This window comes from Nocardioides zeicaulis, assembly GCF_042432345.1.
Classification (GTDB): domain Bacteria; phylum Actinomycetota; class Actinomycetes; order Propionibacteriales; family Nocardioidaceae; genus Nocardioides; species Nocardioides zeicaulis.
In genome coordinates this window covers 2,099,898-2,125,474 of sequence record NZ_JBHLXH010000001.1, presented here as the reverse complement: position 1 = coordinate 2,125,474, position 25,577 = coordinate 2,099,898, and the positions used below count along the sequence as shown (strand labels likewise).

At 73.1% G+C, this 25,577-nt stretch carries 24 protein-coding genes; 7 read left to right on the top strand and 17 right to left on the bottom strand.

Features of this window, described 5'->3' with window-relative positions; all coding sequences use genetic code 11:
* Positions 1 to 67: 67 nt before the first annotated feature.
* The 4 genes from ACFFJG_RS10395 to ACFFJG_RS10380 all read right to left on the bottom strand — a co-directional run bounded on the left by ACFFJG_RS10395 (position 68) and on the right by ACFFJG_RS10380 (position 5,733).
* Positions 68 to 1,504, bottom strand: a complete 1,437-nt coding sequence (locus ACFFJG_RS10395; protein WP_378518619.1) for a sigma-70 family RNA polymerase sigma factor — start codon at positions 1,502 to 1,504, stop codon at positions 68 to 70.
* 85 nt (positions 1,505 to 1,589) lie between these two features.
* A complete protein-coding gene (locus ACFFJG_RS10390) occupies positions 1,590 to 2,609 on the bottom strand; it encodes an SGNH/GDSL hydrolase family protein (protein WP_378518617.1) in 1,020 nt (339 codons plus the stop codon).
* 93 nt (positions 2,610 to 2,702) lie between these two features.
* Entirely contained in the window at positions 2,703 to 3,539 is an 837-nt protein-coding gene (locus tag ACFFJG_RS10385; RefSeq protein WP_378518615.1) for a 2-phosphosulfolactate phosphatase, read from the bottom strand.
* Between the two features lie 250 nt (positions 3,540 to 3,789).
* Positions 3,790 to 5,733, bottom strand: a complete 1,944-nt coding sequence (locus ACFFJG_RS10380) for a M13 family metallopeptidase (RefSeq protein WP_378518614.1) — start codon at positions 5,731 to 5,733, stop codon at positions 3,790 to 3,792.
* Positions 5,734 to 5,868: 135 nt separating this feature from the next.
* On the opposite strand from ACFFJG_RS10380, the gene ACFFJG_RS10375 reads away from it, so the two are divergent.
* A complete protein-coding gene (locus ACFFJG_RS10375) occupies positions 5,869 to 7,332 on the top strand; it encodes a hypothetical protein (RefSeq protein ID WP_378518612.1) in 1,464 nt (487 codons plus the stop codon).
* 15 nt (positions 7,333 to 7,347) lie between these two features.
* Here the strand turns inward: ACFFJG_RS10375 and ACFFJG_RS10370 are convergent, their stop codons facing one another.
* The 8 genes from ACFFJG_RS10370 to ACFFJG_RS10335 form a co-directional block, all read right to left on the bottom strand.
* On the bottom strand, positions 7,348 to 8,325 hold the full coding sequence (locus tag ACFFJG_RS10370) for an NADPH:quinone oxidoreductase family protein (protein ID WP_378518611.1): 978 nt from the start codon (positions 8,323 to 8,325) through the stop codon (positions 7,348 to 7,350).
* A 35-nt stretch (positions 8,326 to 8,360) separates the two neighbouring features.
* Positions 8,361 to 9,608, bottom strand: a complete 1,248-nt coding sequence (locus ACFFJG_RS10365) for a M15 family metallopeptidase (protein WP_378518609.1) — start codon at positions 9,606 to 9,608, stop codon at positions 8,361 to 8,363.
* 9 nt (positions 9,609 to 9,617) lie between these two features.
* On the bottom strand, positions 9,618 to 11,039 hold the full coding sequence (locus ACFFJG_RS10360; RefSeq protein ID WP_378518608.1) for an MFS transporter: 1,422 nt from the start codon (positions 11,037 to 11,039) through the stop codon (positions 9,618 to 9,620).
* Positions 11,036 to 11,605 (bottom strand): TetR/AcrR family transcriptional regulator, encoded by a 570-nt coding sequence (locus tag ACFFJG_RS10355; RefSeq protein ID WP_378518607.1) that lies wholly within the window; start codon positions 11,603 to 11,605, stop codon positions 11,036 to 11,038. The genes ACFFJG_RS10360 and ACFFJG_RS10355 overlap by 4 nt, the downstream gene beginning before the upstream one ends.
* A 9-nt stretch (positions 11,606 to 11,614) precedes the next feature.
* Entirely contained in the window at positions 11,615 to 13,090 is a 1,476-nt protein-coding gene (locus tag ACFFJG_RS10350) for a fatty acid desaturase (protein WP_378518606.1), read from the bottom strand.
* 196 nt (positions 13,091 to 13,286) lie between these two features.
* Entirely contained in the window at positions 13,287 to 14,042 is a 756-nt protein-coding gene (locus tag ACFFJG_RS10345) for an ABC transporter permease (protein ID WP_378518605.1), read from the bottom strand.
* Positions 14,039 to 15,055: an ATP-binding cassette domain-containing protein gene (locus ACFFJG_RS10340; RefSeq protein ID WP_378518604.1), complete on the bottom strand. Its 1,017-nt coding sequence runs from the start codon at positions 15,053 to 15,055 to the stop codon at positions 14,039 to 14,041. Before ACFFJG_RS10340 ends, ACFFJG_RS10345 begins: the two co-directional genes overlap by 4 nt.
* Before the next feature lie 79 nt (positions 15,056 to 15,134).
* A complete protein-coding gene (locus ACFFJG_RS10335; protein ID WP_378518603.1) occupies positions 15,135 to 15,767 on the bottom strand; it encodes a PadR family transcriptional regulator in 633 nt (210 codons plus the stop codon).
* A 50-nt stretch (positions 15,768 to 15,817) separates the two neighbouring features.
* On the opposite strand from ACFFJG_RS10335, the gene ppgK reads away from it, so the two are divergent.
* Complete coding sequence (ppgK, locus tag ACFFJG_RS10330) at positions 15,818 to 16,573, top strand: polyphosphate--glucose phosphotransferase (protein WP_378518601.1); 756 nt, start codon at positions 15,818 to 15,820, stop codon at positions 16,571 to 16,573.
* 51 nt (positions 16,574 to 16,624) lie between these two features.
* Here ppgK and ACFFJG_RS10325 read toward each other — a convergent pair whose 3' ends face one another.
* The gene (locus ACFFJG_RS10325; RefSeq protein WP_378518600.1) at positions 16,625 to 17,164 is read right to left on the bottom strand and encodes a MarR family winged helix-turn-helix transcriptional regulator; all 540 of its coding nucleotides are present in this window, start codon (positions 17,162 to 17,164) and stop codon (positions 16,625 to 16,627) included.
* A gap of 157 nt (positions 17,165 to 17,321) precedes the next feature.
* On the opposite strand from ACFFJG_RS10325, the gene ACFFJG_RS10320 reads away from it, so the two are divergent.
* The gene (locus ACFFJG_RS10320) at positions 17,322 to 19,475 is read left to right on the top strand and encodes an MMPL family transporter (RefSeq protein WP_378518598.1); all 2,154 of its coding nucleotides are present in this window, start codon (positions 17,322 to 17,324) and stop codon (positions 19,473 to 19,475) included.
* 280 nt (positions 19,476 to 19,755) lie between these two features.
* Here the strand turns inward: ACFFJG_RS10320 and ACFFJG_RS10315 are convergent, their stop codons facing one another.
* Positions 19,756 to 21,135 (bottom strand): NAD-dependent malic enzyme, encoded by a 1,380-nt coding sequence (locus ACFFJG_RS10315; RefSeq protein WP_378518597.1) that lies wholly within the window; start codon positions 21,133 to 21,135, stop codon positions 19,756 to 19,758.
* A gap of 79 nt (positions 21,136 to 21,214) precedes the next feature.
* Here ACFFJG_RS10315 and ACFFJG_RS10310 point away from each other — a divergent pair, with 79 nt between their 5' ends.
* The 4 genes from ACFFJG_RS10310 to ACFFJG_RS10295 are packed head-to-tail and all read left to right on the top strand — an operon-like array spanning position 21,215 to position 23,696.
* Complete coding sequence (locus ACFFJG_RS10310; protein ID WP_378518596.1) at positions 21,215 to 21,601, top strand: hypothetical protein; 387 nt, start codon at positions 21,215 to 21,217, stop codon at positions 21,599 to 21,601.
* A gap of 58 nt (positions 21,602 to 21,659) precedes the next feature.
* A complete protein-coding gene (locus ACFFJG_RS10305) occupies positions 21,660 to 22,118 on the top strand; it encodes a DUF350 domain-containing protein (RefSeq protein WP_378518595.1) in 459 nt (152 codons plus the stop codon).
* Positions 22,119 to 22,133: 15 nt separating this feature from the next.
* Positions 22,134 to 23,405, top strand: a complete 1,272-nt coding sequence (locus tag ACFFJG_RS10300; RefSeq protein WP_378518594.1) for a glutathionylspermidine synthase family protein — start codon at positions 22,134 to 22,136, stop codon at positions 23,403 to 23,405.
* Between the two features lie 9 nt (positions 23,406 to 23,414).
* On the top strand, positions 23,415 to 23,696 hold the full coding sequence (locus ACFFJG_RS10295) for a GNAT family N-acetyltransferase (RefSeq protein WP_378518592.1): 282 nt from the start codon (positions 23,415 to 23,417) through the stop codon (positions 23,694 to 23,696).
* A gap of 62 nt (positions 23,697 to 23,758) precedes the next feature.
* Here the strand turns inward: ACFFJG_RS10295 and ACFFJG_RS10290 are convergent, their stop codons facing one another.
* From ACFFJG_RS10290 to ACFFJG_RS10280, 3 genes are all read right to left on the bottom strand, one after another.
* Positions 23,759 to 24,727, bottom strand: a complete 969-nt coding sequence (locus tag ACFFJG_RS10290; protein WP_378518591.1) for a hypothetical protein — start codon at positions 24,725 to 24,727, stop codon at positions 23,759 to 23,761.
* Positions 24,724 to 25,200 (bottom strand): glutathione peroxidase, encoded by a 477-nt coding sequence (locus ACFFJG_RS10285; RefSeq protein WP_378518590.1) that lies wholly within the window; start codon positions 25,198 to 25,200, stop codon positions 24,724 to 24,726. The genes ACFFJG_RS10290 and ACFFJG_RS10285 overlap by 4 nt, the downstream gene beginning before the upstream one ends.
* 62 nt (positions 25,201 to 25,262) lie before the next feature.
* Positions 25,263 to 25,577 (bottom strand): hypothetical protein, encoded by a 315-nt coding sequence (locus ACFFJG_RS10280; RefSeq protein ID WP_378518589.1) that lies wholly within the window; start codon positions 25,575 to 25,577, stop codon positions 25,263 to 25,265.

Below are 25,577 nucleotides of genomic sequence, written 5' to 3'. Positions count from 1 at the left end.
ACGCCCCGCCCCTCCGGTGCTGCTGCCTGTGGACGGCCGGCCGCGAAGGCTCGCGGACGACGCCCCGTCAGCGGGTGCCGACCTCCTCCCCGAGGTGGGTCCGCAGGGCGGCGAGACCGCGCGAGGCGTGGCTCTTGACGGTGCCCTCGCCGATCCCGAGATCGCGCGCGGTCTCCTCGACCGAGAGCCCCAGCAGGTGGCGCAGCGCCACCGTGCGTCGCTGCATGGGCGGCAGCAGGCGCATCGCCGCGACCAGCTCCGAGCGGTCGTCGGCGACCGTGGCATCCGTCACCGGGCGGTCGACGACCTCGACGGGCACCGAGGACCGGAGGCGGTGCCAGGCCCGACGTCGCTGGTCGAGGTCGGCGTTGACGATGATCCGCCGGGCGTAGGCCTCCTCGCGACCGGTGCCCTGCACGCGCGACCACGCGAGGTAGAGCTTGACCAGCGCCTCCTGCAGCACGTCCTCGGCGCGTGAGTCGTCCCGGCACACGGCGTAGGCGATCCGCCGCAGCGCCGGCTGGCGCGCAGCCACGAACTCGACGTAGGAGTCGTAGGACCTGCTCACAGTCCCCCCTGGGCGACCTGGGCCAGGAAGTCGTCGAAGTCGGTCGCGGTGTCGGCCGGGTAGACCTGGTACCACGGCGCCCCGTGCCTTCGGGTCGACCGCCACGACGTACCAGCGCACGCCCCTCCAGTCGACGTCCGCGGCCGCCGCTCGGGTGTGCCGGACCCAACCGGGCCCCAGGTCGGGGTCGCGCTGCTGGTGGAGGAGCTCGACCCCTTCTGCGCCCACGCCGACGGTGTCAGTGGTGTCGTCGACGAACGTCAGCAGCCGCTCGGCGAAGGACGGGCGGCCCTGCTCGTGGGCCGTCGCGTCGTCGACCCACAGCTCGAAGTCGTCGGTCCAGCGGCCCGGCTCGTCCATGGTGCCGGTGCCGGGGCCGGTGCCGTCGGTGGCGATGATGACCCAGACGAACCTGTCGGCGAGCTCGTCGGGCGCATCCTGCCAGCGGGCCTCGACGGCGTACGACGCCGTGATGCCGTCCTCGCCGGGAGGGTAGGGATCGACGACCGTGCGGGCGACCTCGGCGTCGGGGGCGACCCACAGGCGCCCGTCCGGAGTGAGGGCGACCGGCCCGTGGCTGCCGTACTCGGACGCCCACGACGGGATGTCGGCCGTGGTGAACCAGTCGACGCCGGCGAGCCCGTCCACGGCCTCGACCGCGTTGCGGGGCTCGGGTGCGACGTAGTCGGGGTCGGGGCCCAGGTCCACGTGCGCCACGTGGTCGGGGGCCACCTCCTCGGCGATCGTGGTCTCGCGCCCCGCGCCGGGTGCGAGCACCTGGACCGCCGTCACACCGACCGCCACCACCGCGCCGGCAGCGACCGCGCGCCGGCGGCGCCGCACCCGCTTCCCCTGGCGGAGGTACGCCGTCGGGGGGATGCTCGGCAGGTGGGCGAGCTCGTCGTCGAGCCGGGTCAGCAGGTCGTTCTCACTCATGTCCCCTCGACGGCCCGGCACGACGAGAGGTTGTCACGGGACCCGGGTGAGGTGCCCGGGTCCCGCGACCGGCCCTGTCGGGCGGTCAGCGCCGCTGGCTGCGCTCGACGAAGCGGTCGAGGTCGACGCCGGCCCTGCGGGCGGCGCGGCGCACCTCGGGGGTGGTGAGGTCGGGGGCGACGACGGGCTCCGGCTCGATCGCGGCGTCGGCTGCGGCGTACTGGCTCTGCACCGCTGCCTGGTCGGCGCCGGAGGCGTCGGAGGCGGCCACCACGGCGGGGGTCACCGCGAGGGCGGCGCCCACGGCGCCGCTCACGACGGGGGTGTAGCCGCTGGCCTGCCCGAGGACGTTGGGGTGGTAGCTCTCCGAGATCGGGCTGGACAGCCCGTTGAGCCACTCCGGCGAGTCGCACACGGCGTGGCCCACGAACGCGCCGGTCGGGTTCGCGAAGGAGAAGCCGGCCGACGCCGCGGCGGCCTGGGTGCGGGTGTTGATCAGGTCGGCCATCTGGTTGAGCCGGGCCTCCTCCGTCGGGGAGAACCAGGTCAGCGCGTTGCAGTCCTCGCCGTTGAAGATGCGCGGGTAGCCCACGACGACGACCTTCGCGTAGGGAGCGCGGGAGCGGATCGAGGAGTAGAGGGTGGCGAGCTGGCCGGGGAGCGTGGTGTTCACGTAGGCCTGGGCGCCGTCGATCGCGCCGTTGCAGTTGCTCGCCCAGCTCGGCAGCGCGCACGTGGTGAGCACGTCGGCGAAGCCCGCGTCGTTGCCGCCGACCGAGATCGTGACGTAGCCGGTCGCGGTGGTGAGGGCGCTGAGCTGGGTCGCGGTGACGTCGGGGATCGTCGCGCCGGAGCAGGCCCGGAAGTTGAGCGAGAAGCCGCGGGCCGCGGCGATCAGGCTGGGGTAGGCCTTGGTGGAGCGCTGGCAGGAGGTGCCGTCGGCGATGTAGGAGCGGGTGCCCGTGCCCGAGGAGTAGGAGTCGCCGAGGGCGACGTAGACCGGGGCGGCGGCCTGCGCCGGCTGGAGGAGCAGCGGGCTGATCAGGCCCGCGAGGGCGGCGCCGAGGAGGGCGAGCCGTGAGGACGTGCGTGCGTGGCGGAGCATGGTCTGGAGACCTCCCGAGAAAAGGGCCACCCGAGTGTGGCGGTCCTCACACTAGGCACCGCCACCGACACGCGCCAGCGTCAGGTTGACGGGTCAGGAGCCGCCGCCGCCGACGCGGCGCAGCCGGGGGCCGGACGGCGCCTCGAGCGCGGCGGCGTCGCGGAACGACTCGCCCTGCAGCACCGGCACCACCTCGCTCACGTCGTGCCGCGCGGCGACCTCGACGTCGACGGCGAAGCCCGCCTCGGCCAGCTCGCGCCCGCTGGCGCAGCCGAGCAGGTCGTCGGGCAGGCTCGCGCCCCGCCAGGCCGCGACCGCCATCCGCGCCTCGGGACTGACGGCCACCGGCTCGCCCGCCTCGCCCTCGTCCTCCAGCCCGCGCAGCAGCGCGTCCAGCACCGCGCCCGCGCCCCAGAGGTCCTCGACCGCCGGGCGGAGGGTGTCGTCGTACCACCGCTCCCCCGCCGGTACGACGACCACGCTGGCGCCGGCGCGCACCTGCGGGGCCAGCCACCGCGCGACCGCGGAGGCGTTGCGCAGGCACGCCCCCACCACCCGCGCGCCGGAGTCGGCGAGCGCGAAGGAGATCGTCGAGCCGTTGGGCGAGGGCAGCACCAGGCGCTCGACGCCCTCGACCTCGGCGAGGCTGGCCGGGGACAGCGAGACGTGGCGGGCGTCGCCGCGCGAGAGCGCCTCGAACCGCCCGACCGCCAGGGTGGCGCCGTGGCGCATCGCGTGCTCGGCGGCGCGGGCGTCCTTCCACCGGTACGGGAAGACCTCGATGCCGCGCTCGACCGCGACGCCGAGCGTGGTGGTGAAGGACAGCACGTCGACCACGACCGCGACGTCGGCCGGCACCGCCTCGGCACCGGTCGGCCCCCACTCCAGGCGGAGGCGGTAGGTCGACTGGTCGTGGCCCGGGATCGTCACCCGCCCATTCAACCGCAGGGCCCAGCTGCGGGTGGTCTGGACCGCTGCGCCACGTTTCGACCCCGGGGGGCGACATCGGGCGCGACACTGCCTACCGTCGAAGGCAACGGATCGTCCACAGAAGGACACCGTCGACCCACACGTCACGGCGCACACCCGAACCCCGTGCGTCGTGTCCCCGCCCGTCCCCACCGGGCGGATGACGCAGGACGGGCCGCCCCGGCCCGTCCTGCGGCGGTCGACCCGCCGGTCACCAGATCCGGACGCGCGCCTCCGGCTCGAGCCACAGGCCGTCGCCCTCCGAGGTCTCGAAGACCTCGTGGAACTCGTCGAGGTTGCGCACGATGTTGGCGCGGAACTCGGCGGGGCTGTGCGGGTCGATGGTGAGGTACTGCAGCTCCTGCTCCTTGCGCCGCTTGGTGCGCCACACGTGCGCCCAGTTGAGGAACAGCGTGCGGCGCTCGTCGAGCGACGCCTCGCCGCCGCGGCTGATCACGTAGGCCTTGTGGGCGATGGTGAGGCCACCGAGGTCGCCGATGTTCTCGCCGACGGTGAGGCTGCCGTTGACGTGCTCGCCGGGCAGCGTGCGCGGCTCGAAGGCGTCGTACTGCGCCACGAGCGCCTGCGACTTCTCCTCGAAGGCAGCCTTGTCGGCGGCGGTCCACCAGTCGTGCAGGTTGCCGTCGCCGTCGTACTGGGCGCCCTGGTCGTCGAAGCCGTGGCCGATCTCGTGGCCGATGACCGCGCCGATGCCGCCGTAGTTCTCCGCCTCGTCGGCGTCGGGGCTGAAGAAGGGCGGCTGGAGGATCGCGGCCGGGAAGCAGATCTCGTTGGTGCCCGGGTGGTAGTAGGCGTTGACCGTCTGCGGCAGCATCAGCCACTCGTCGCGGTCGACCGGCTGGCCGACCTTCTCGAGCTGGCGGTCGGTCTCGAACGCGGACGCGGCGGCCACGTTGGACATCAGGTCGTCGGCGCTGACGGTGAGCCCGGAGTAGTCGCGGAACTCCGTCGGGTAGCCGATCTTGGGGTAGAACCGGTCGAGCTTGTCGTAGGCCTTCTGCTTGGTGTCCTCGCCCATCCAGTCGAGCGCCTCGATCGAGCGGCGGTAGGCGGTGACGAGGTTGGCCACCAGCTCGTCCATCATCTGCTTCGAGGCCGGCGGGAAGTGGCGCGAGACGTAGACCTTGCCGACCGCCTCGCCGATCGCGCCCTCCACGAAGTCGACGCCGCGCTTCCAGCGCGCGCGCAGCTCGGGCGTGCCGTTGAGCGTGCGGCCGTAGAAGTCGAAGTTGGCCTGCACGAACTCGTCGGGGAGGTAGGGCGCCGAGCTCCGCACGATGCGGACGTGGAGGACGTCGTGCCAGGTCTCGATCGGCGTCTCCTCCAGCACCACCGACAGGTGCTCGAAGAAGTCGGGCTGCATCACGATCGTGCGGCGCAGCGTCTCCTCGGTGCCGCCCAGCGCGGTCACGAAGGTGACCCAGTCGAAGGCCGGGCAGAGCGCCTGGAGCTCCTCGAGGTCCTTGTGGTTGGTGGTCTTCTGCACGTCGCGGGTCGCCGCCGCCTCCCAGTGGCCCTCGGCCAGGCGGGTCTCGTAGGCCAGCACGCGCTCCGCGGCACCCTCGGGGTCCTCGTGCGCGCTCAGTCGCAGCAGCGTCGTGAGGTAGTCCCGGTAGGTCGCGCGGATCTCGGCGAACTTGTCCTCGCGGTAGTAGGACTCGTCGGGCAGGCCGAGGCCGCCCTGGGCGAGGTAGACGATGTTGCGCGAGGCGTCGGCGCGGTCGGGGGTGATGTAGGAGCCGAACATCCCCGGGCCGCCGATGCGCTCGAACATGCCGACGAACGCGGCCAGCTCGGTGAGGTCGGCGACGCCGTGGGCGCGGTCGAGGAGCCCCTGGACCGGGCTCAGGCCCTTGGCCTCGATGGTCTCGGTGTCCATGAAGGAGGCGTAGAGGGCGCCGATCTTGCGCTCGTCCTCGTCGAGCTCCTCGGCGGGCCGCTCGGCCAGCTCGGTGATGATGTCGCGCACCTGCTGCTCGGCGTCGTCGGCGAGCGCGATGAACGCACCCCAGCTCGACTTGTCGGAGGGGATCTCCGTCTCCTCCAGCCACCGGCCGTTGACGTGGCCGAAGAGGTCGTCCTGGGGGCGGATGTCGGGGTTCATGCCGTCGCGTGCGGCGTCGAGGATCGTCACGCCTGCGACCTTAACCCCGCTCCCCCACCGCGCCAGCGGTCCAGACCACGTGCTGGCACCCGTGCGCCCGGGGCGCGACGGGGTGAGGCTGGGCGGGTGCGCCACGGGGGTGCACCACACGGGGGAAGGACCCACATGCCCACTCGTCGTCTCACCGTGCCGCTGCTCGCGGTCGCCGCGCTCGCCACCACCGCGCTCGCGCCCACCGCGGCCGGAGCCCAGGACGCACCGGGTGGGGGCGCTGAGGCCCACCCGCGAGCCGCCTCCGCGTGGACCCGGGTGTCCACCTCCACCGTCAGCAGCCTCGCGGAGATCAGCGCGCTGCGCTCACCCGACGGCGTGCTCCACGCGTTCTGGAAGCAGGACGCCGGCGCGCAGTCCGCCCTCCAGCACGCCGCCCTCACCGACGAGGGCAGGCCGGTCTCGTACGCCACGGCGGCCGTCCTCGACAGCATGGCCGAGGTCTACCCCGTCAACGTCACCCCGACCGGGGGGCTGCGCCTGACGTACGCCGGGCTGGGCGCGGGGCCGGCCGGTGACGGCCGGGCGGTCGACGCCCTCAGCGCCGACGGCGGGGCGTCGTGGGCCACCCAGCCCCGGGCGCTGGCGAAGAACTCGACCGCCTACACCGGCTACGGCATCGGCTCGGCGCAGCTGCCCAGCGGCGTCCCGGTGACCGCGGTGGCGATCTACGGCGACACCTCCTACCGGGTCGGGTCGATCGACACCACCGACCCCAACCTCCGCAACACGGCCACGGGCGACGCGGTCACGACGATGCCCGAGTGCTGCTCCTACCACCAGAGCGTCGTCACGTCCGGCGACACCGCCTGGATGGCGTGGTACCAGAACGGCACGGCGGACAGCGCCAACGGCGTCTTCGCCCAGCAGGTCTACCCGACGGCCGGGCCGGTGATGAAGGCTCCCGGCTCGTCGCTGGACGGCTCGTCCAGCGACCACGGCCAGAGCATGGCGCTGGTGGCCCGTCCCGGCGGCGGGGTGGTGCTGGCCTACGCCCGGGGCTACCTCGACCCGACCGTCGGGCTCTGGGACCTCACCACGGGGGCCACGGCCAACCTCCGGGGCAGCGTCGAGGCCGACCGCATCTCGCTGTCGGCGACGCCGAGCGGGCGGCTGTGGGTGGGCTGGACGACGCAGTACGGCGAGACGGTCAACCTGGTCCGCACGGCCGCCAAGGGCTTCGCGACCGGTGGCGTGACGAGCGAGAGGCTCGCCTTCGGCAGCAGCCTGCGCGCGATGGCCCTGAGCGGCGACGAGGCGAGCGCCGTGGTGCTGCTCAACGACAGCGACACCGAGGCCGTGTGGAGCCGCTCGTTCGGCCCGTCCTTCTCGCTCGCGGCGTCGAGGAAGAAGGTCGTCGCCGGCGCCGGCACGAAGCTGACGTTCAAGGCCACCGACGCCGGCGACGGCCTCAAGGGGGTCACGGTGAAGGCCGCCGGGAAGGCGTGCACGACGTCGGGCAAGGGCACCTGCTCGATCACCGTGACGCCCGGCAAGGGCCGCAAGCTCGCCGTCAGGGCCACGCGCAAGGGCTACCAGCAGGCCGCGCTGACGCTCAAGGTCGTCCGGCGGAGGTGAGGACCGGGTAGCGCCTCAGCGCACCCGCACGACCGACTTGCCCAGGGTGCGGCGCTCGTCCATGTCGACGAGCGCCGCGCCGAAGTCGGAGAGGTCGTAGGTGGCGCCGATGGGCGGGCGCACCACGCCGGACTCGATCATCGGCGCGAGCCGGTGCCACTGCCGCTGCATGTAGCCGGGCCGGGTCATCGCGTAGGCCCCCCACCCGACGCCGCGCACGTCGGTGTTGCCGAGCAGCAGCCGGTTGACCTTGACCTCGGGGATGCCCTGGCCGGCGGCGAACCCGACGACCAGCACCCGGCCCTGCTCGGCCAGGCACCGCAGCGAGTCGGTGAACGCGTCACCGCCGACGACGTCGAGCACCACGTCGACGCCCTTGCCGCCGGTCAGCTCCTTGACCTCGTCGCGGAAGGCGGGGCCGACCACCACCTCGTCGGCACCGGCCGCGCGGGCGAACGCGGCCTTCTCCTCGGTGCTGACCACGGCGATGGTGCGCGCGCCCAAGCCCTTGGCCACCTGCAGCGTGGCGGTGCCCACGCCCCCGGCCGCCCCGTGCACGAGGACCGTCTCGCGGTCGCGCAGGCCGCCGCGCTCCTCCAGCGCGAAGAGGGCGGTGAGGTAGTTCATCGGGAGTGCCGCGCCCTCGTCGTAGGACAGCTCGTCGGGCAGCGCGAAGGTGAAGATCGCCGGGTTGGCCACCTGCTCGGCGGCCCCGCCGTGGAGGTTGACGCCCGCGACGCGCTGGCCGACGGTGAAGCCGCTCGACTCCGGCGAGCCGGGGTCGAGGACCACGCCCGCGAAGTCGACGCCGAGGGTGAACGGCGGCTCCGGCTTGAACTGGTACTCCCCGCGGCTGAGCAGCAGGTCGGGGAACGCGATGCCGACGCTGTGCACCTCGACCAGCACGTCGTGCGGGCCGGGCACCGGCTCGGGGACCTCGCGCACCTCCAGGTCGGCGGGACCGGTGAGCGTGACGACCTGGACTGCCTTCATAGGGCGACCCTAGCGACGGCGCCCCGCCCCACCGCTCACCCGACGCGCTTGACCTGGCTCAGCTCGAAGTGCATCGGGTCGGTGTACTTCCAGTCGCCGCCCCACGCGAAGCCCCAGGTCTTGAAGATGGCGACGACGTCGCGGTCGATCTCGCCGACCGTGCCGCGCTGGTTGCCGGGCACGTTGAGGTCGAGCGCCAGCCCGAAGGAGTGGTTGGAGAGCGTCGTCGTGCCGGCGATGAACCGCGGGTAGTAGCAGCCGGCGTACTCACTGGGGTGGATCGCGTCGGAGAGCCCGCGCTGCTGCACCTCGAGCAGGGCGGCGCGCAGCTGCGGGAAGAGGTCCTCGTGGCAGGTGACGCTGCCGAGGATCGGCACGACCTCGGTGCGGATGTGGGCCGCGACCCAGGCGGGGTCGGGCGTGATCCGGCCGCCGCCCGCGACCTGGTAGCGGTAGGTGCCGACGAGGCTGCCGAGCGTGCCGCCGGTCGGCACGGCGGTCAGCCGGGCTTGTGGGTCGAGGCCGATCCGCGAGGCGACGTCGAGCATCTGCACCGCGGCGCGCCTGCCCACCAGCCGCTCGAGGGGCGTGCGGATCCGTGAGGGGGTGGTGCCGTCGGTGGAGATGAGCAGGCCGTTGTCGGTGTCCATCCCGATGTCAGGGGCCCACGCGGTGTTGACCACCATGTCGATGGTCGGGACCTGCGGGGTGAGGGCGCCGACGTGGAGCGACGGGGCGCCCGCGGTGCCGAGCCGGATCGAGCCGTCGCGGTCGGCCAGCCGCTTCGACACGGCGGCCGTCGTGGCCACCTCGCCGCCGGCGACGCGGTCCCAGCCCTGCTGGAAGTCGGCGACCTCCGCCTGCGTGAAGAGCCGGTACGCCGCGGGGTCGACCGCGGCGACCGTGAGCACGCGGTTCTCCAGGCTGACCTGGCCGAGGCCGATCCGCTCCGTGTGCGCCACCCCCGGCAGCCGCTCGATCCGCCTCACCGTGGCGTCGTCGAGCGGCTCGTCCGACTGCACCAGCACGTCGGCGCTCCACAGCCGGTCCTCGCGGGGTCCGGGCGGGTCGACGGCGTGCGCGGGGTCGGCGACCGGGACGGCCGGGCTCGCCGACGCGCCCGTCGTGCCCGGTCCCGCCGCGGACGTCGGGTCGGTGCCGGACGGCGCCGGGCGCTCGCTGCACGCACCGAGCAGCAGCGCCAGGGCGGCGGTCGCCACCAGCGCGGCGCCGCTCCGTGCCCCCGGTCGTGCCCCCCGTCCTGCCCCCCGTCGCTCGTGCATGGCCAGAGCCTAGGCAGGCGGCGGACGCAGCCGGCGCGGGATGGTGAACCAGGACACCAGGCCGCCGAGGACCAGGAGGCCTGCGCACGCGAGCAGGGCGCTGCCGTAGGCCGACTCGAACACCACCGGGTCGCGGTAGTCGTCGCCCGAGAGACCGACCGCGACCGGCAGGGCCGCCACGGCGAGCAGCGACCCGGCACGCGCCACGGCGTTGTTGATGCCGCTCGCCGTGCCGGCGACCTCGTCGGGTGCCGCCGCGAGGACGGTCGCGGTCAGGGGCGCGACCATCAGGGCCAGCCCGACGCCGAACACGGTCAGACCGGGCGCGACGTCGAGCCAGTACGACGTGTCGCGCCCGGCCCGCATCAGCAGGAGCGTGCCACCGGCCATCACGATCGGACCGAACGTCATCGGCACCCGCGGGCCGATCCGCTCGCCGAGCGCACCCCCGCGGGCGGCGAGCAGGAGCATGCAGAGCGTCATCGGCAGGGTCGCCAGGCCCGCCTCGAGCGCGTCGTATCCCGCGACGGTCTGGAGCTGCAGGACGAGGAAGAACAGGATCGCGCCGAGCGCGGCGTAGACGACCAGGGTCATCGCGTTGGCGGCGCTGAAGGTGCGGTCGGCGAAGAGCTCGAGGCGCACCATCGGCTCGCGCACCCGTCGTTCCGCGGCGACGAAGGCCACGGCCGCGGCCACCCCGACGCCGGCCGCCCACCAGGTGGTCGGGCCACCGCCGGCGGTCAGCGCCCACGTCGTCCCGGCGAGCGCGAGCGAGGCCAGCGCGGCGCCGAGCAGGTCGAAGCGCCCGTGGGCGCGGGGGTCGCGGGTCTCCGGGACCCAGCGCTGCGCCAGCCACACGGTCAGCGCCGCGAGCGGCAGGTTGATGAGGAAGATCCACCGCCACGAGGCGTGGTCGATCAGCAGCCCGCCGACCAGGGGACCCAGCGCGGCGGCGATGCCACCGAGCCCCGACCACGCACCGATGGCCCGGCTGCGGTCCTCGGCGCGGAAGGCGCCCTGGATCATCGCGAGGCTGCCGGGGGTGAGCAGCGCCCCGCCGATGCCCTGCAGGACGCGGGCGACGATGAGCACCTCGGCGGTCGGGGCGACGCCGCACAGCAGCGAGGCCAGGGCGAACCAGACCGTGCCCACCACGAAGACCCGGCGTCGGCCCAGCCGGTCGCCGAGCGCACCGCCGAGCAGGATCAGCGAGGCCAGCGAGAGGAAGTAGCCGTTGGTGATCCACTGCAGCTGGGCCAGCGACGCGTCGAGGTCGGTGCCCATCGTGCGCAGCGCGACGTTGACGACCGTGCCGTCGAGCAGCGTCAGCCCCGAGCCGAGGGTGGCCGCCGCGACCACCCCGCGCCCCGTCGGTGTTCCCCAGGCGACGCCGCTCTCCCCGGTGGCGCCCGCCGCGTCCGTGCCGCTCATGCGCGGGCCAGGACGCGGCCGGCGAGCCAGGCGAGGTCGGCGCCGGTCTGCTCGGGCGACGACGAGGGCTGCATGACGTGGCTCAGCACCACCCGCACCACCATGTCGATGGCCGGCTCGAGGTGGGCGGTGTCGATGTCGGGTGCGTACGGCGCCACGCGGGCGCTGACGACCTCCTTGGCGGCGCCGAGCAGCGAGCCGGCGTTGGTGGTGAGCAGCGGCAGGAGCTCGGTGTCGGCGCCGTGGGTCGCGCTCACGACGGCGTGGAGCAGCGGGTTGGCCCGTGCGTAGGTGAGCACGTCGCGCACCGACCTCCCGATCGCCCGGGTGAGGTCGTCGGGCTCGGCGTCGAAGGCCTGCTCCACGACGCCGAGGAAGCGGGCGAGCTCCTCGAGCACCATCACCTCGGCGAGCGCGGGCTTGGAGCCGACCTCGTTGTAGACCGTCTGCCGGCTCACGCCGGCCGCCTCGGCCAGGCGGGCCATCGTGACGGCCGCCCACCCCTGCGACGTGGTCAGCTCCACGGCCGCGGCGAGGATCCGCTCGCGGGTGGGGGTGGGGGCCATGCGCCGAGTCTAGGCAGCGCGCTCCGGCTCGCAGGGCACGAAGTCGACCTTCTCACGCACCCCGCAGTCGGGACAGCACCAGTCGGCGGGGATGTCGGCCCACGCCGTCCCGGCGGCGAACCCCTCGTGCTCGTCGCCGGCCGCCACGTCGTAGACGTACGCGCAGCCCGGGCAGCGCGCCGCGAGCACCTCGTCCCCTGCAGGCCGTCCCTCGCTGGTCGAGGTGCGAGCGGAGCGAGCCTCGAGACCCGGGCCACCCGCCGTCGCGCCGTAGCGGGCGAGGTAGTGCTCCCGCCTGCGGGGGCTGATGTTGGCCAGCGTGACGTCTCCGCCGAAGTGGTCGACCACCCGCTGGTCCATCACCCGTCGCCACAGCGGCGGGACGAGCGCCAGCACGATCATCCCGGCGTACCCCGTGGGCAGGACCGGGCTCTCCTCGAAGTCGCGCAGCGTCTGGTAGCGCCGGGTCGGGTTCGCGTGGTGGTCGCTGTGCCGCTGGAGGTGGTAGAGCAGCACGTTGGTGGCGATGTTGTTGGAGTTCCAGCTGTGGCTCGGCAGCACCCGCTCGTAGCGCTGGCGGTCGCCCTCGCCCACCTTCTGGCGCAGCATCCCGTAGTGCTCCATGTAGTTGACCACCTCGAGCAGCGAGAAGCCGACGACCGCCTGCACGACGAGGTACGGCAGCACGTCGACGCCGAAGGCGACCAGGACGACCGCCCAGAGCGCGGCGGTCATCAGCCACGCGTTGAGCACGTCGTTGTCGAGGCGCCACGGCGACTGCTTGCGGCGGGCCAGGCGTCGCTGCTCCAGGCGCCACGCCGACCTCAACGAGCCCAGGACGGTGCGCGGCCAGAACCGGTAGAGGCTCTCGCCGAGCCGCGCGGAAGCCGGGTCCTCGGGGGTGGCGACGCGGACGTGGTGGCCGCGGTTGTGCTCGATGTAGAAGTGGCCGTAGCAGACCTGCGCGAGCGCGACCTTCGACAGCCAGCGCTCGTGCGACTCCTTCTTGTGGCCCAGCTCGTGGGCGGTGTTGATGCCGATGCCGCCGATGCAGCCGATCGAGATCGCCAGCCCGACCCGGTCGAGGGTGCCGAGCGGGTGGTCGGCCAGCACGCCGAAGGCGTCCCAGCCGCCGACCACCGCCATCGCGCCCAGGAAGCCGGCGTACTGGATCGGCAGGAAGAGGTAGGTGATCCACCGGTAGTAGCGGTCGGCCTCCAGCGCCTCGATCACGTCGTCGGGCGGATTCGCCCGGTCGAGCCCGGCGACGAGGTCGATGGCCGGGACGACGCCGAGGATGACGATCGGCCCGACCCAGAACCACACGCCCCAGCCGGTGGCGACGTACCCGCCGAAGGCGACGAACGCCAAGCTCGGCACCACCAGGCCGATCAGCCACAGGTGGCGCTTGCGGTCGGTCCACAGCGCCGTGGTGCCCTCGGGCACCGTGCCGCTGGGCGCGAGTCGGGTGGGGTAGCCAGCCATCGGGGGCCTCCTGCCGTCGGTTGACAGAACCGTACGATCTGTCAACCCGTTTGACAAGGCCCGCCTCTTTGTCAAGGTGGCTTGTGGCGCCCGGTTCCCCCGGCTAGGCGGGGGAATCCGTGGTTCTCGTGGCTTGCAAACCCCGAGAACCGCGAACTCCCCCGGTGAGCCGGGGGAACCCGACCCCTACTGACGGTCAGGCGTTCTCGCGGCGGAAGGTGGCGGTCCCCCACCACACGGCGAGGGCGAAGAGGGCGAGCGCCCAGCCGGTGCCCCACATCACGCCGTTGGCGGCGAAGTCGCCGGCGAAGCTGCTGCGCACGCCGTCGACCACCCACCGGAACGGCATGAAGTCGCTGAGCCGCTCGAGCCAGGCCGGGCCGAGGGTCATCGGCAGCATGATCCCGCTGAGCAGGAGGACCGGCATCATCACCATGTTGATCACCGGGGCCATCACGTCCTCGGACTTGGTGGTGAGCGCGAGCGCGTTCGACGCCGCGGCGCACGCACCGCCGACGAGCACGGTGATCCCGACGCCGGCGAGGACGCCGCCCCACGACGCCCGCATGCCCATCGCGGTGCCGAGGCCGATGAGGATCAGCGCCTGGACGAGCAGCTGGAGCAGGTCGCGCATCAGCCGCCCCACGAGCAGCGCGGTGCGCGAGGCCGGCGTCACCCGCTCGGCCTCGACGACGCCCTCACGCCACTCGGCGATCAGGCCGAACCCGGCGAAGAACGCGCCGAACATCCCGAGCTGCACCAGCAGGCCGGGCACCAGGAAGGTGTAGGCGTTGGTCGCCCCGAACTGCGCGACCAGCGGCTTGAGCAGCGGCCCGAAGAGCAGCAGGTAGAGGATCGGCTGCAGCGCGCCGATGATCACCCAGGCCGGGTTGCGCAGGTTCATCCGCAGCTGGCGGCGGAAGACGATGAAGCACTCGCGGAGGAAGGTCATGCCGACGCCCCTTCGGTCTCGGGCTCGGCGGCGTTGCCACTCGGGCCGGTGGTCTCGGTCTCGGCGTCGCGCAGCGAGCGCCCGGTGAGGGTGAGGAAGACGTCGTCCAGGGTCGGGCGGCGCACCTCGATCGACTCCAGCGCCACCCCGGCGCCCTCGAGCTCGCGCAGCAGGGTCGGTACGACGCGTCCGGCGCGCGGCACGCGACCGTGCACCTTCAGCCCGTCGGTCTCCACGGCGTCGGCGACGGCCCCCAGCCTCTGCGCCGCCAGGCCGACGTGGTCGGGCGCGACCTCGAGCGAGACGAGGTCGCCGGAGACCTGGGCCTTGAGGTTGTCGCTGGTGTCGGAGGCGACGATGCGGCCCTGGTCGATGATGACGATGCGGTCCGACAGCGCGTCGGCCTCGTCGAGGTAGTGGGTGGTGAGGAAGACCGTCGCGCCGCGATCGCTGCGCAGGCGGGCGATGTGCTCCCACAGGTTGGCCCGCGCCTGCGGGTCGAGGCCGGTCGTCGGCTCGTCGAGGAAGACGAGCGTCGGGTCGTGGATCAGGCCCATCACGATGTCGAGGCGGCGCTTCTGGCCGCCGGACATGTTCTTCGGCATCCGCTCCCACAGCCCGTCGAGCTGGAGCTGGGCGAAGAGCTCACGCCCGCGGGTCTCGACCTGCTGCCGCGACAGGCCGTAGAGCATGCCGTGGTCCATCACCTCCTCGCCGGCGCGCGCCGACGTGGAGACGCCTCCCGCCTGCGAGACGTAGCCGATCGAGCGCCGCACCTGCTGCGACTCGCGCACGACGTCGTAGCCGGCGACGGTCGCGGTGCCCGAGGTCGGGCGGAGCAGGGTGGTGAGCATCCGCAGCGTGGTGGTCTTGCCGGCGCCGTTGGGGCCGAGGAACCCGACCACCTCGCCCTCGGCGACGTCGAGGTCCACGCCGTCGACGGCGCGCACCTCCTTCTTCTCCTTCCCCGCACGCGTGGTGAAGGTCTGCACGAGTCCCCGTGCTGTGATCATCAGTCCTCCAAGTGTTCAAACTTGAACAATCATGGTGGAGCGCGCGGATGCGCGGCAACCGACTTTCGTACCGGACCGCTCAGCGCCCGAGCAGGCCGAGGTAGCGCTCCCGGTCCGCAGCCATCTCGCGACCGGGGTCGTCCTCACGCGGCACCCAGCGCCACGGCTCGCCCGCGAGGTCGAAGTCGCCCGCGTGGAGCCGCTCGACGGTCCCGGCCAGCCAGGCCTGCTCCTCGCGCAGCAGCGCGAGCCAGTGGCGTACGCCGTGCACAGCGTGGGGCGGCGCGTCCTGCCCCGTGCCCGGGTCCCACTCGAGGAGCGCGCGGTCGATCTCGCCCCGGCGCACCTCGAGGTGGCGCACGGCGGCCTCGCGCGAGATCAGGGGCAGCATGCCGAAGGCGGCGTGGAACGCGACGGCGTTGAACAGCGTCACCGTCTCCAGCCCCTCGCCGACCAGCCGCGCGAGCTCGCCGCGACCGGCCTCGGTGATCTCGTAGACGGCGACCGCCCGGCCCTCGTCGTCGACGTCGTGGCGCACCACCTGGCCGAGCTTCTCCAGGGTGGTCAGGCCGCTGTAGATCGACCCCGGGCCGAGGTTGGCCCACTCGTCCACGCGCCACGAGACCAGCTCGCGGCGGATCTGGTAGCCGTTGACCGGCTCGAACATCGCCACCGCCCCGAGCAGGAGCATCCGGGTGGTGTGGGCGGCCATGTCCCGGATGGTAGGCGCTGCCCGGCGGGGCTCCCGATAGGGTCGCCCCCATGGAGCATCCCTTCGGCATCGACTTCGGCGGGACGGGCATCAAGGGCGCCCCCGTCGACCTCGAGCGTGGCGACTTCTCGCACGACCGCGTCCGCATCGACACCCCCCGCCCGGCCACCCCGGCCGCGGTGGCCCAGGTGTTCCGCACGATCGTCGAGAGCTTCCCGGCCTCGAGCAGCCCGGTGGGCGTCACGGTGCCCGGCATCGTCCGGCACGGGGTCGTGCACTCGGCCGCCAACATCGACCCGTCGTGGATGGGCCAGGACGCCGACGCGATCTTCACCGCGGCGCTCGGGCGCGAGGTGCACGTGGTCAACGACGCCGACGCGGCCGGCCTCGCCGAGGCGGAGTACGGCGCCGCGCGCGGGCGCCGCGGCCAGGTGCTGGTGATCACGCTCGGCACCGGCATCGGGTCGGCGATGATCTGGGACGGCGAGCTGGTGCCCAACACCGAGCTGGGCCACCTCGAGCTCGGCGGCGCCGTCGCCGAGGTCACCACCGCCACCAGCGCCCGCGAGCGCGAGGACCTCAGCTGGGAGGCCTGGTCGGAGCGCCTGACGACCTACTTCCGCCACCTCGAGCGGCTCTTCAGCCCCGACCTGTTCGTGGTCGGCGGCGGCGTGAGCAAGTCGTGGGAGAAGTTCGGCCACCGCATCGAGATCGACACCGAGATCATCCCGGCGAAGCTGCAGAACCGGGCCGGCATCGTCGGCGCCGCGCTCGTGGCCCACCGCAAGGCCGGCCAGGACGACTGACCCGCACGACTGACGGGCGGTCCCCCGGGACCCCGCTCCCGGGTCGCGCCCTCAGTCGCCGGGGCGCGGCACCGTGCCGCTGACCTGCTCGAACGCCGCGGTGGCGCCGCGGAGGTAGCGCTCGACGACCGCCCGCTCCTCATCGGTGAACGTGGCGTCGTGGCGGTCGAGGGCGGCGAACATCGGCATCAGGTGGCCCACGACCTCGCCGCGCCCGGAGTCGGTGATGTGCAGCTCGGTGCGGCGCCGGTCGACCTCGTGCGGGCGCCGCTCGACGTGACCCCGGGAGACCAGGCGGTCGACGATCCCGGTGGCGGCGGCCGTCGACACCTCGAGGCGGCGCGCGACCTCGGCCGGGCCGATCTGCTCGCGGCTGAGGTGCTCGAGGGTGACCAGCTCTGTCTCGCTGAGGCCCGAGCGGCGCGCCACCACGTGGGTGACCCGGCTGCCCGCCGCGACGAGGTCGCGCAGCGCCTTGAGGGTGGGCGGCTGCCGCCACTCCTCCCCACGCGCGGACCAGGCCGGCACGTCGGACATGCCCGGGGCGTCCGGCACGTCGTGCGCCTGCGCCGTGCCGGGCCGCTCGGTCATGACCCACCTCGCACTCGAATGACCTTCTCCCTCGCCTCGAGGGGTGGATCACCCCTCCGCTCGTTTGCCTGCCGCACCACCATACCGCTAACTTGATGAGTAACTTGGTTAGCAACTACTCGGGCTAGCGATCTGCCCCCGTCCTCGAGGAGCCCCTGTGTCCCCCCACCGCACCCCCGCCGCTGCGCGCGTCGTCGCCGGCCGCCGTACGGCCTGGGCCGTCGCGCTCGTGCCGATCCTGCTCGCGCTGGCCGTCCTCGCCCTCGTCCCGGAGGGCGAGCGCGAGACCACCAGCACCGACACCTCGCCGATCGGGGCGGACAGCACGCTGGCGGCCCAGCTGCTCGACGAGCTGCCCGAGGACGAGGGGCAGGTCGCGATCGTGCTGTGGACCGCCGACGAAGGGAAGCTGTCGAGCGCGGTGCAGGGCGAGCTGACCCAGCAGGCCGTACGGCTGCTCTCCGACGCGGGCGACAGTGATCAGGCCGGACAGGCCGGACAGGGTGGGCAGGGCGGCGAGGCCGGGCAGGGCGGCCCTCCGCCGGGTGCCACCGGCGGCGGGTCCGAGGGCCAGGAGGGCGGCGGCCGGCAGTCGCCGGTCGTCGTGGCCGAGGACGGCACCGCCGCGTTCGTCGCGGTCCCGGTGACCTCGACGTCGGCCACCGACAACATCGACAAGGTCGAGGACCTCCGCACGAGGCTGCGCGACGAGGCACCCGAGGGCGTCACCGTCGAGGTGACCGGCCCGGCCGGCATCCAGGCCGACATCGGCCAGGTCTTCGACGGCGCCGACGTCCGCCTGCTCGGCGCGACCGCCGCGGTCGTCGCGATCCTGCTGATCATCACCTACCGCAGCCCGGTGCTCTGGCTCGTCCCGCTGACCGTGGTCGGCATCGCCGACCGGCTCGCCTCGATCGTGGCCACCAACGTCCTGGAGCTCACCGGCGTCGCCTGGGACGAGTCCACGGTGGGCATCCTGAGCGTGCTGGTGTTCGGCGCCGGCACCGACTACGCGCTGCTGCTCATCTCCCGCTACCGCGACGAGCTCAAGACCACCGAGAACCGCTTCGAGGCGATGGCCCACGCGCTGGCGCGCACCTTCGAGGCGGTGGTCTCCAGCGCCACGACGGTCGTCCTCGGCCTGCTGACCCTGCTCCTCTCGAGCATCCCCACCACGCGTGGCCTCGGCCTGGCGTGCGCCGTCGGCGTCCTCATCGCCGCCACCTTCGCGCTCCTCGTGCTGCCCGCGGCGCTGGTCGTCTTCGGCCGCTGGGTGTTCTGGCCCAAGGTCCCGCGCGTCGGCGACACCGTGCTGGTGGACTCGAACTCGCTGTGGCACCGCGTCGGCGAGGCCGTCTCGCACCGGCCCCGTACGTTCGTCGTAGGCACCGTGGCGGCCCTCGCCGTGCTCGCCTCGGGCACGCTGTCGATCACCACGGGGCTGCGGCCCTCCGACCAGTTCCTCGAGCGTCCCGAGGCGATCTCGGCGGCCGAGCGTCTCGGCGAGTCGTTCCCGGCCGGCACCAGCGACCCGATCCAGGTCGTCACCCGCGCGGACGCCGACCAGGTGCTCGGGGCGGTCGAGGACGTCGACGGCATCTCCTCGGCGCGCGTCACGACCAGCGCCGACGGCATCTCCCAGGTCGACGCCGTCCCCGACGCGGAGCCCGGCAGCGACCGGGCCCGCGCGCTCGTCGGTGAGGTCCGCTCGGCGGTGGCCAACTTCGACGACACCCACGTCGGCGGCGGTGACGCCGAGGCGGTCGACGCGAAGGACTACGCCGGCCAGGACCGGCTGCTGATCCTGCCGCTCATCCTGCTGCTCGTGCTCGGCGCGCTGGTCGTGCTGCTCCGCTCGGTGGTCGCGCCGCTGCTGCTGGTGGCGACCGTGCTCGCGACGTACGCCGCCGCGATGGGCGCCTCGTGGTGGCTCTTCCGCACGGTCTTCGACTTCGCCGCGATGGACACCGGGGTGCCGCTGCTGGCGTTCCTGTTCCTGGTGGCGCTCGGCGTCGACTACAACATCTTCCTCGTCACCCGGGCGCGGGAGGAGGCGCGCGAGCACGGCACCCGTACGGGCATGCTGCGCGCCCTGACCGCCACCGGCGGCGTGATCACCAGCGCCGGCATCCTGCTGGCGGCCGTGTTCGCGGTGCTCGGCGTGCTCCCCCTCGTCGTGCTCGCCCAGCTCGGCGCGATCATCTTCGTCGGCGTGCTGCTCGACACGCTGGTCGTGCGCACGGTCCTGGTCCCCGCCCTCGCGATGACCCTCGGCGAGAAGTTCTGGTGGCCGCGGAAGGTGACCGGCTGAGCCGTTGGGTGCCGGCTGACTCCGGGTTCCCCCGCCTCACCGGGGGAACCCGGGGTTCTCGCAGCTTGCAAACCCCGAGAACCTCGGACAAACCCCGACAACCTCAGCCCTGCGGGGCGGGGATGGGCGCCGGCTGACTCCGGTTCCCCCGCTTCACCGGGGGAACCCGGGGTTCTCGCAGCTTGCAAACCCCGAGAACCACGAACAGACACCGAGAACCCCGCGCCGCCCACCGAGCCGGTGCGCCGCGGGCACCGAGCAGGCTCGACGGAGCGGGCGCTCAGCCCTCCTTGCCGCTGATCGCGGCAGCGACGCGCTTGGTGACGTCGGGGTGGAAGACGCTCGGGATGATGAAGGCCGGGTGGAGCTCCTCGGCGCTGACCGTGTCGGCGATGGCCTTGGCCGCCCGCAGCAGCATGTCGACCGTGACGTCCTCGGCGCCCGCGTCGAGCAGGCCCCGGAAGACGCCGGGGAAGGCCAGCACGTTGTTGATCTGGTTGGGGTAGTCGGAACGGCCCGACGCCACCACGGCGGCGTACTTGCCGGCCTGGGCCGGGTCGACCTCCGGGTCGGGGTTGGCCAGCGCGAAGACGACCGGCTTGTCGGCCATCGTCGGGATCCACTCGGGGTCGAGGATGCCGGGGGCGGAGACGCCGACGAACACGTCGGCGTCGACGAGCACCTCCTGCAGCGAGCCGGTGGCGCGACGCGGGTTGGTCGCGGCGGCGAGCTCGACGTGGGCGGGCGAGAGGGAGTCGTCGTCGGCCGACAGGGCGCCGAAGCGGTCGACCACCACGACGTCCGCGGCCCCGGCCGCGAGCAGCAGGGTGACGATCGCGGTGCCGGCGGCGCCCGCACCGGAGACCACGATGCGCACGGACTCCAGCGACTTCTCGACGCAGCGGAGCGCGTTGGTCAGCGCGGCGAGCACCACGATCGCGGTGCCGTGCTGGTCGTCGTGGAAGACCGGGATGTCGAGGGACTCGCGCAGCCGGCGCTCGATCTCGAAGCAGCGGGGCGCCGCGATGTCCTCGAGGTTGATGCCCCCGAAGCCCGGCGCGATCATCTCGACGGCCTTGACGATCTCGTCGGTGTCCTGGGTGGCCAGGCAGATCGGCCACGCATCGATGTCGGCGAAGCGCTTGAAGAGCGCCGCCTTGCCCTCCATCACCGGCATCGCGGCGCCGGGCCCGATGTTGCCGAGGCCGAGCACGGCCGAGCCGTCGGTGACGACCGCGACCGAGTTGCCCTTGATGGTGAGCTTGCGGACGTCCTCGGGGTTGTCGTGGATCGCCATCGAGACGCGTCCGACGCCGGGGGTGTAGGCCATCGACAGGTCGTCGCGGGTGCGCAGCGGCACCTTGCTGTTGACCGAGATCTTCCCGCCGAGGTGCAGCAGGAAGGTGCGGTCGCTGACCTTGTGCACCGTCACGCCCTCGACACCGGCGACGGCCGCGACCAGCTCCTCGGAGTGGCCGGCGTCGGACGCCGAGCAGGTCACGTCGACCACGAGGCGGTCGTGGCGCGACTCGGTCACGTCGATCGCGGTCACCACCCCGCCGCACGCGGCGATCTGGGTCGCGACGGCGCCGACGACGCCGTGGTCGGGAGCGGTGTACAACCGCATGGTGATCGAGTACGACGACGCGGTTGCTGCCATGCTCCGACCTTCTCGTCCCGCGAGGGTTACGGGCAAGTCACCTGGCCCCCGCGAGGCCTTGTGGTCGTAGTGTTCACCGGTGACCAGCACACCGCGCCGCCGCATGCGGTCCTCCGGCATCGCCCTGGGGATCACCGCCGTCATGGCCTCCAGCCTCACCGGGTGCGCGTCGAGCGCCGACTACGCCGCGGTGTGCGTCGACCCGCAGACCCAGCAGCGCGTCGACGACGACCAGTGCGACGACGACTCCGACTACGACGGCGGCGGCTCGGGCTTCTTCTGGTACTACCTCGCCGCCCGGTCGGTCGTCCCCGGCGTGGGCTCCACCGTCAGCGGCGGGACCTACCGCGGCAGCACCCTCAACGGCACCGTCCAGCGCGGCGGCCTGCCGTCGACCGGCGGTTCCACCGTGCGGTCGGCCACCACCAAGGGTGGCTTCGGCGGCAGCTCGCGCGGGTTCGGCTGAGCCCGGCCCGCCCGGCCGCAGCAGCCCCGACCACGACGTCCCTCCCAGGAGCCCCCACGTGACCGACCTGATCGACGCCCTCCTCCACGCCGTCGCGTACGCCCTCGTCGGCGGCGCCATGCTGGTGGTGTCCTACTACGTGCTCGACCTCGCCATCCCCGGCCACCTCGGGTCCTACCTGCGCGGGATCGACGAGAACGGGCAGGAGTCGGTGCACGCCCACTCGCGGTCCGCCGGCGTGGTCACCTCGGCGTGGCTGGTCTCCAACGCCGCGGTGCTCTTCACCGCGATCTGGACCAACGGCGCGACCTCGCTCGGCTGGGCGCTCGGATGGACGGTCTCCTTCGGCGCCGTCGGCATCGTCCTCAACACGCTGATGTTCTTCGCCGTCGAGGCGATCACGCCGGGCAACCTGCGCCGCATCGTCACCGAGCCCGGCCCGGTGCGCCCGCTGGCCTGGGTCGCCGCGTCCGTGGCCCTGTCGGTGGGCGCCGTCGTGTGCGCCAGCATCGCCTGAGCGGGGCGACGCACGATGTGGCGGCACCGCTCGCGGCCCCGTGAGGGCTGGCGCGAGACCGTGGTCGAGCAGGGCCTGGTCTTCCCCGTGACGAAGATGCCCGACGGCTCCGAGCTCCCGTACTGGAACGAGGAGGCCTGGTACGAGGTCACCATGGAGGAGGTCGAGGCCCTCGAGGCCGCGACCGAGGAGCTCTGGGCGATGTGCCTGGAGGCCGTCGGCCACATGGCCACCACGATGACCGACGCGCGCCTGGGCCTGCCGCCCGGCTCGCTCGACGTCGTGCGCCGCTCGATCGAGGCCGGCGACCCGGCCCTCTACGCCCGCTTCGACCTCGCCTACGGCGCCGACGGCTCGATCAAGATGCTCGAGATCAACGGCGACACCCCCACCGGCCTGGTCGAGACCGGCATCGTCCAGTGGAGGTGGATGGAGGACGTGATGCCCGAGATGGACCAGTGGAACTCCGTCCACGACCGGCTGATCGCCGGCTGGCGGAGCCTGCGTCGCTCGGGCCACTTCGACGGCGACCGGATGCACTTCCTCTACGACCTCGGCGAGGACGACTCCTACGACGGCGGCGAGATGGAGATGACCGTCCACTACCTCATGGACACCGCCGTGCAGGCCGGCTGGACCACGATGGCGCACCCCGTGGCCGAGGTGGGCTGGAACCCCGAGACCCGCGACTTCCGCGACGTCCACGACGAGCCGCTGCGCAACGCCTTCAAGCTCTACGCCTGGGAGGAGATGCTCGCCGAGCCGTTCGGCCGGATGCTCGTCGACCGGCGGGAGGCGCGGCCGACCCGGTGGGTGGAGCCGGCCTGGAAGGTGCTGCTCAGCACCAAGGCGCTGCTGCCGGTCCTGTGGGAGCTGTTCCCGCGTCACCGGCTGCTGCTTCCGGCGTACTTCGACGAGCCCCGCGACCTCGAGCGCTGGGTCGCCAAGCCGCTCCACGGGCGCGAGGGCGACAACATCCGCATCCACCTCGACGACCTGGTCGAGGACGTCGTCATGCCGGGCGGCTACGGCGCCGAGGGATGGGTCTACCAGACCTACACCGAGCTGCCGAGCTTCGAGGGCAACCGCGTGGTCCTCGGGTCGTGGGTCGTCGACGGCGAGGCCGCGGGGATGATCGTGCGCGAGTCGGACTCGATGGTCACCGACTACTTCTCCCGCGTCGCCCCGCACGTCATCAGCGACGGGCTGGCGCCGAGCCAGGCGCAGGTCGCGCAGTGGCTGGCCGAGCGGGTCGGGCCCGACGCACCGACGCTGCCCCCGGGCTAGGCTCGCGGCGTGGACACCGTCTTCTCCGACGCACCCGACCGCAGCCGCTACGAGCTCCACGCCGGCGACGAGCTGGTCGGCTTCCTCGACTACGTCCTGCGCGAGCCCACGATCGTCCTCGTCCACACCGAGGTCGACCCGGCCCACGGCGGGAAGGGCTACGGCTCGCTCCTGGCCCGCGGCGCCCTCGACGACGCTCGCTCGCGCGGCCTCAGGGTCCGGCCGAGCTGCCCCTACGTCGCGGCGTGGATCGACAAGCACCCCGACTACGCCGACCTCGTCGCCGGCTGACGTCGAGCGCCGCGGTCGTCACCTCGCTGGTGGAGGTGCGACGCAGCGAGCCCCGAGACCTCTCAGCGCACCACCGAGTCGGTGATCGACCGGCTCGCGCCGAGGAAGAAGATCCCCGGCAGCGTCTCGAACCCCGTGCTCGGGTTGTCCTCCAGCCGCGAGCCGTCGACGGCCAGCGTGCCCGTGCGGTCGTTGGAGACGAAGAAGATCGCGCCCCCGCCCTCGCGCGCGTGGTTGCCGGTGAGCGTGGAGTCGTCGAGCCAGAGGTGGATGTCGTTGCCGTCCATGTAGATCGCGCCGCCCGACCCACCGCCGAGCGTGCCCGGGCGCGCCGGGTTCGCGCCGCGACCGACCGCTCGGTTGTCGGTGAAGGTCGAGCGGCTGATCCGCCAGGAGACGCCGATCGAGCTGAGGGCCGCGCCGTTGCTGCACCTGCCGCCGGAGAAGGTCGAGCGGCGGACGACGACCGGCCGGTCGCGGAACTGGTCGAGCACGCGCACCGCCGCCCCACCGACGTCGGGGCCGGTGCGCCGGCAGCGGTTGTCCTCGAAGACCGAGTCGAGGATGCGCAGCCGGCCGCCGCGCGCGAAGACCGCGCCGCCGCCCTCGTCGTCACCCAGGGCGCTGCCGCGCACGAAGCGCATCCGCTTCACGACCAGGCGCGGCTCGGCCTGGTCGTCGCAGTGCGGGGTCGTCCACACCTGCCGGCGGTCGCAGGTGTCCTGGTAGAGGATCCGACGACGGCCGTCGCCGCTCAGCGTGACCAGTCCCCCGCCGTCGAGGACGACGCGCGCGGAGGTGTTGACCACCTTGGCGGTGCGCCGCATCACGATCGTCACCGGGTCGGGACCGCAGTCGAAGCCGATGCGGCCGCCACGCGCCACGGCCCGCACGACGGCGGCCGAGGTGCACGACGCCGGCGTACCGGTGCCGACGACCGAGCGGGCCTCGAGACCGCTGGCCGGGGCCGGGTCGGCCGACGCCACCAGCGCGGCGAGGACCGCCGCGACGAGGACGCCGGCGCGGATCACAGCGCCTTCTCGATGTCCTTCGACAGCTTCTCCGGCTCGGTGGTCGGGGCGTAGCGGTCGATCACCTGGCCGTCGCGACCGACGAGGAACTTGGTGAAGTTCCACTTGATCTTGCTGCCGAGCATCCCGCCCTTGGAGTCCTTGAGCCACTGGAACAGCGGGTGCGCGCCGTCACCGTTGACCTCGACCTTCGAGAACAGCGGGAAGGTGACGCCGAAGTTGCGCTCGCAGAACTCCGAGATCTCCGCCTCGTCGCCGGGCTCCTGGTGGCCGAACTGGTCGCACGGGAAGCCCAGGACGACCAGGCCCTGGTCGGCGTAGGTGTCCTGGAGCTCCTGCAGGCCCTTGTACTGACCGGTGAAGCCGCACTGCGAGGCCGTGTTGACCACGAGGACGACCTTGCCCTCGTACGCCGACAGGTCGGTGTCGGTGCCGTCGATCGCCTTCGCGGAGAAGTCGGTGAGAGTAGTCATGGCTCCGAGTCTGCCAGCCCGGCCGAGACCTCCCGGGCGCCCGGACCCGGCCCCGTTCCCCCTCAGTCGGCCGCGTCCAGCGCGTCGAGCTCCGCGAGCGCCGTCTCCCACCGCTCGCGTCGCTCGGCATCGGTCTGCTCCCACCACGGCGTGCCCCGCTCGCCGAGGCCGACCTTGGCCAGCTGCGTGCGCCGACGGGTGGAGGCCAGCGCCGCGTCGTCCGGCGCCGTCCGCACGCCGGAGCGTCCCCGACCCAGGTGCGACTTCAGCCGGGCCAGCGCGTCCTCCGGCACCGCCGGGTCCGTGCGCCGCCACCGACGGCCGTCGACCACGAGCCACCGCTCCTCGTCGGTCGGGCCGTCCTGGGCGTCTGCCAT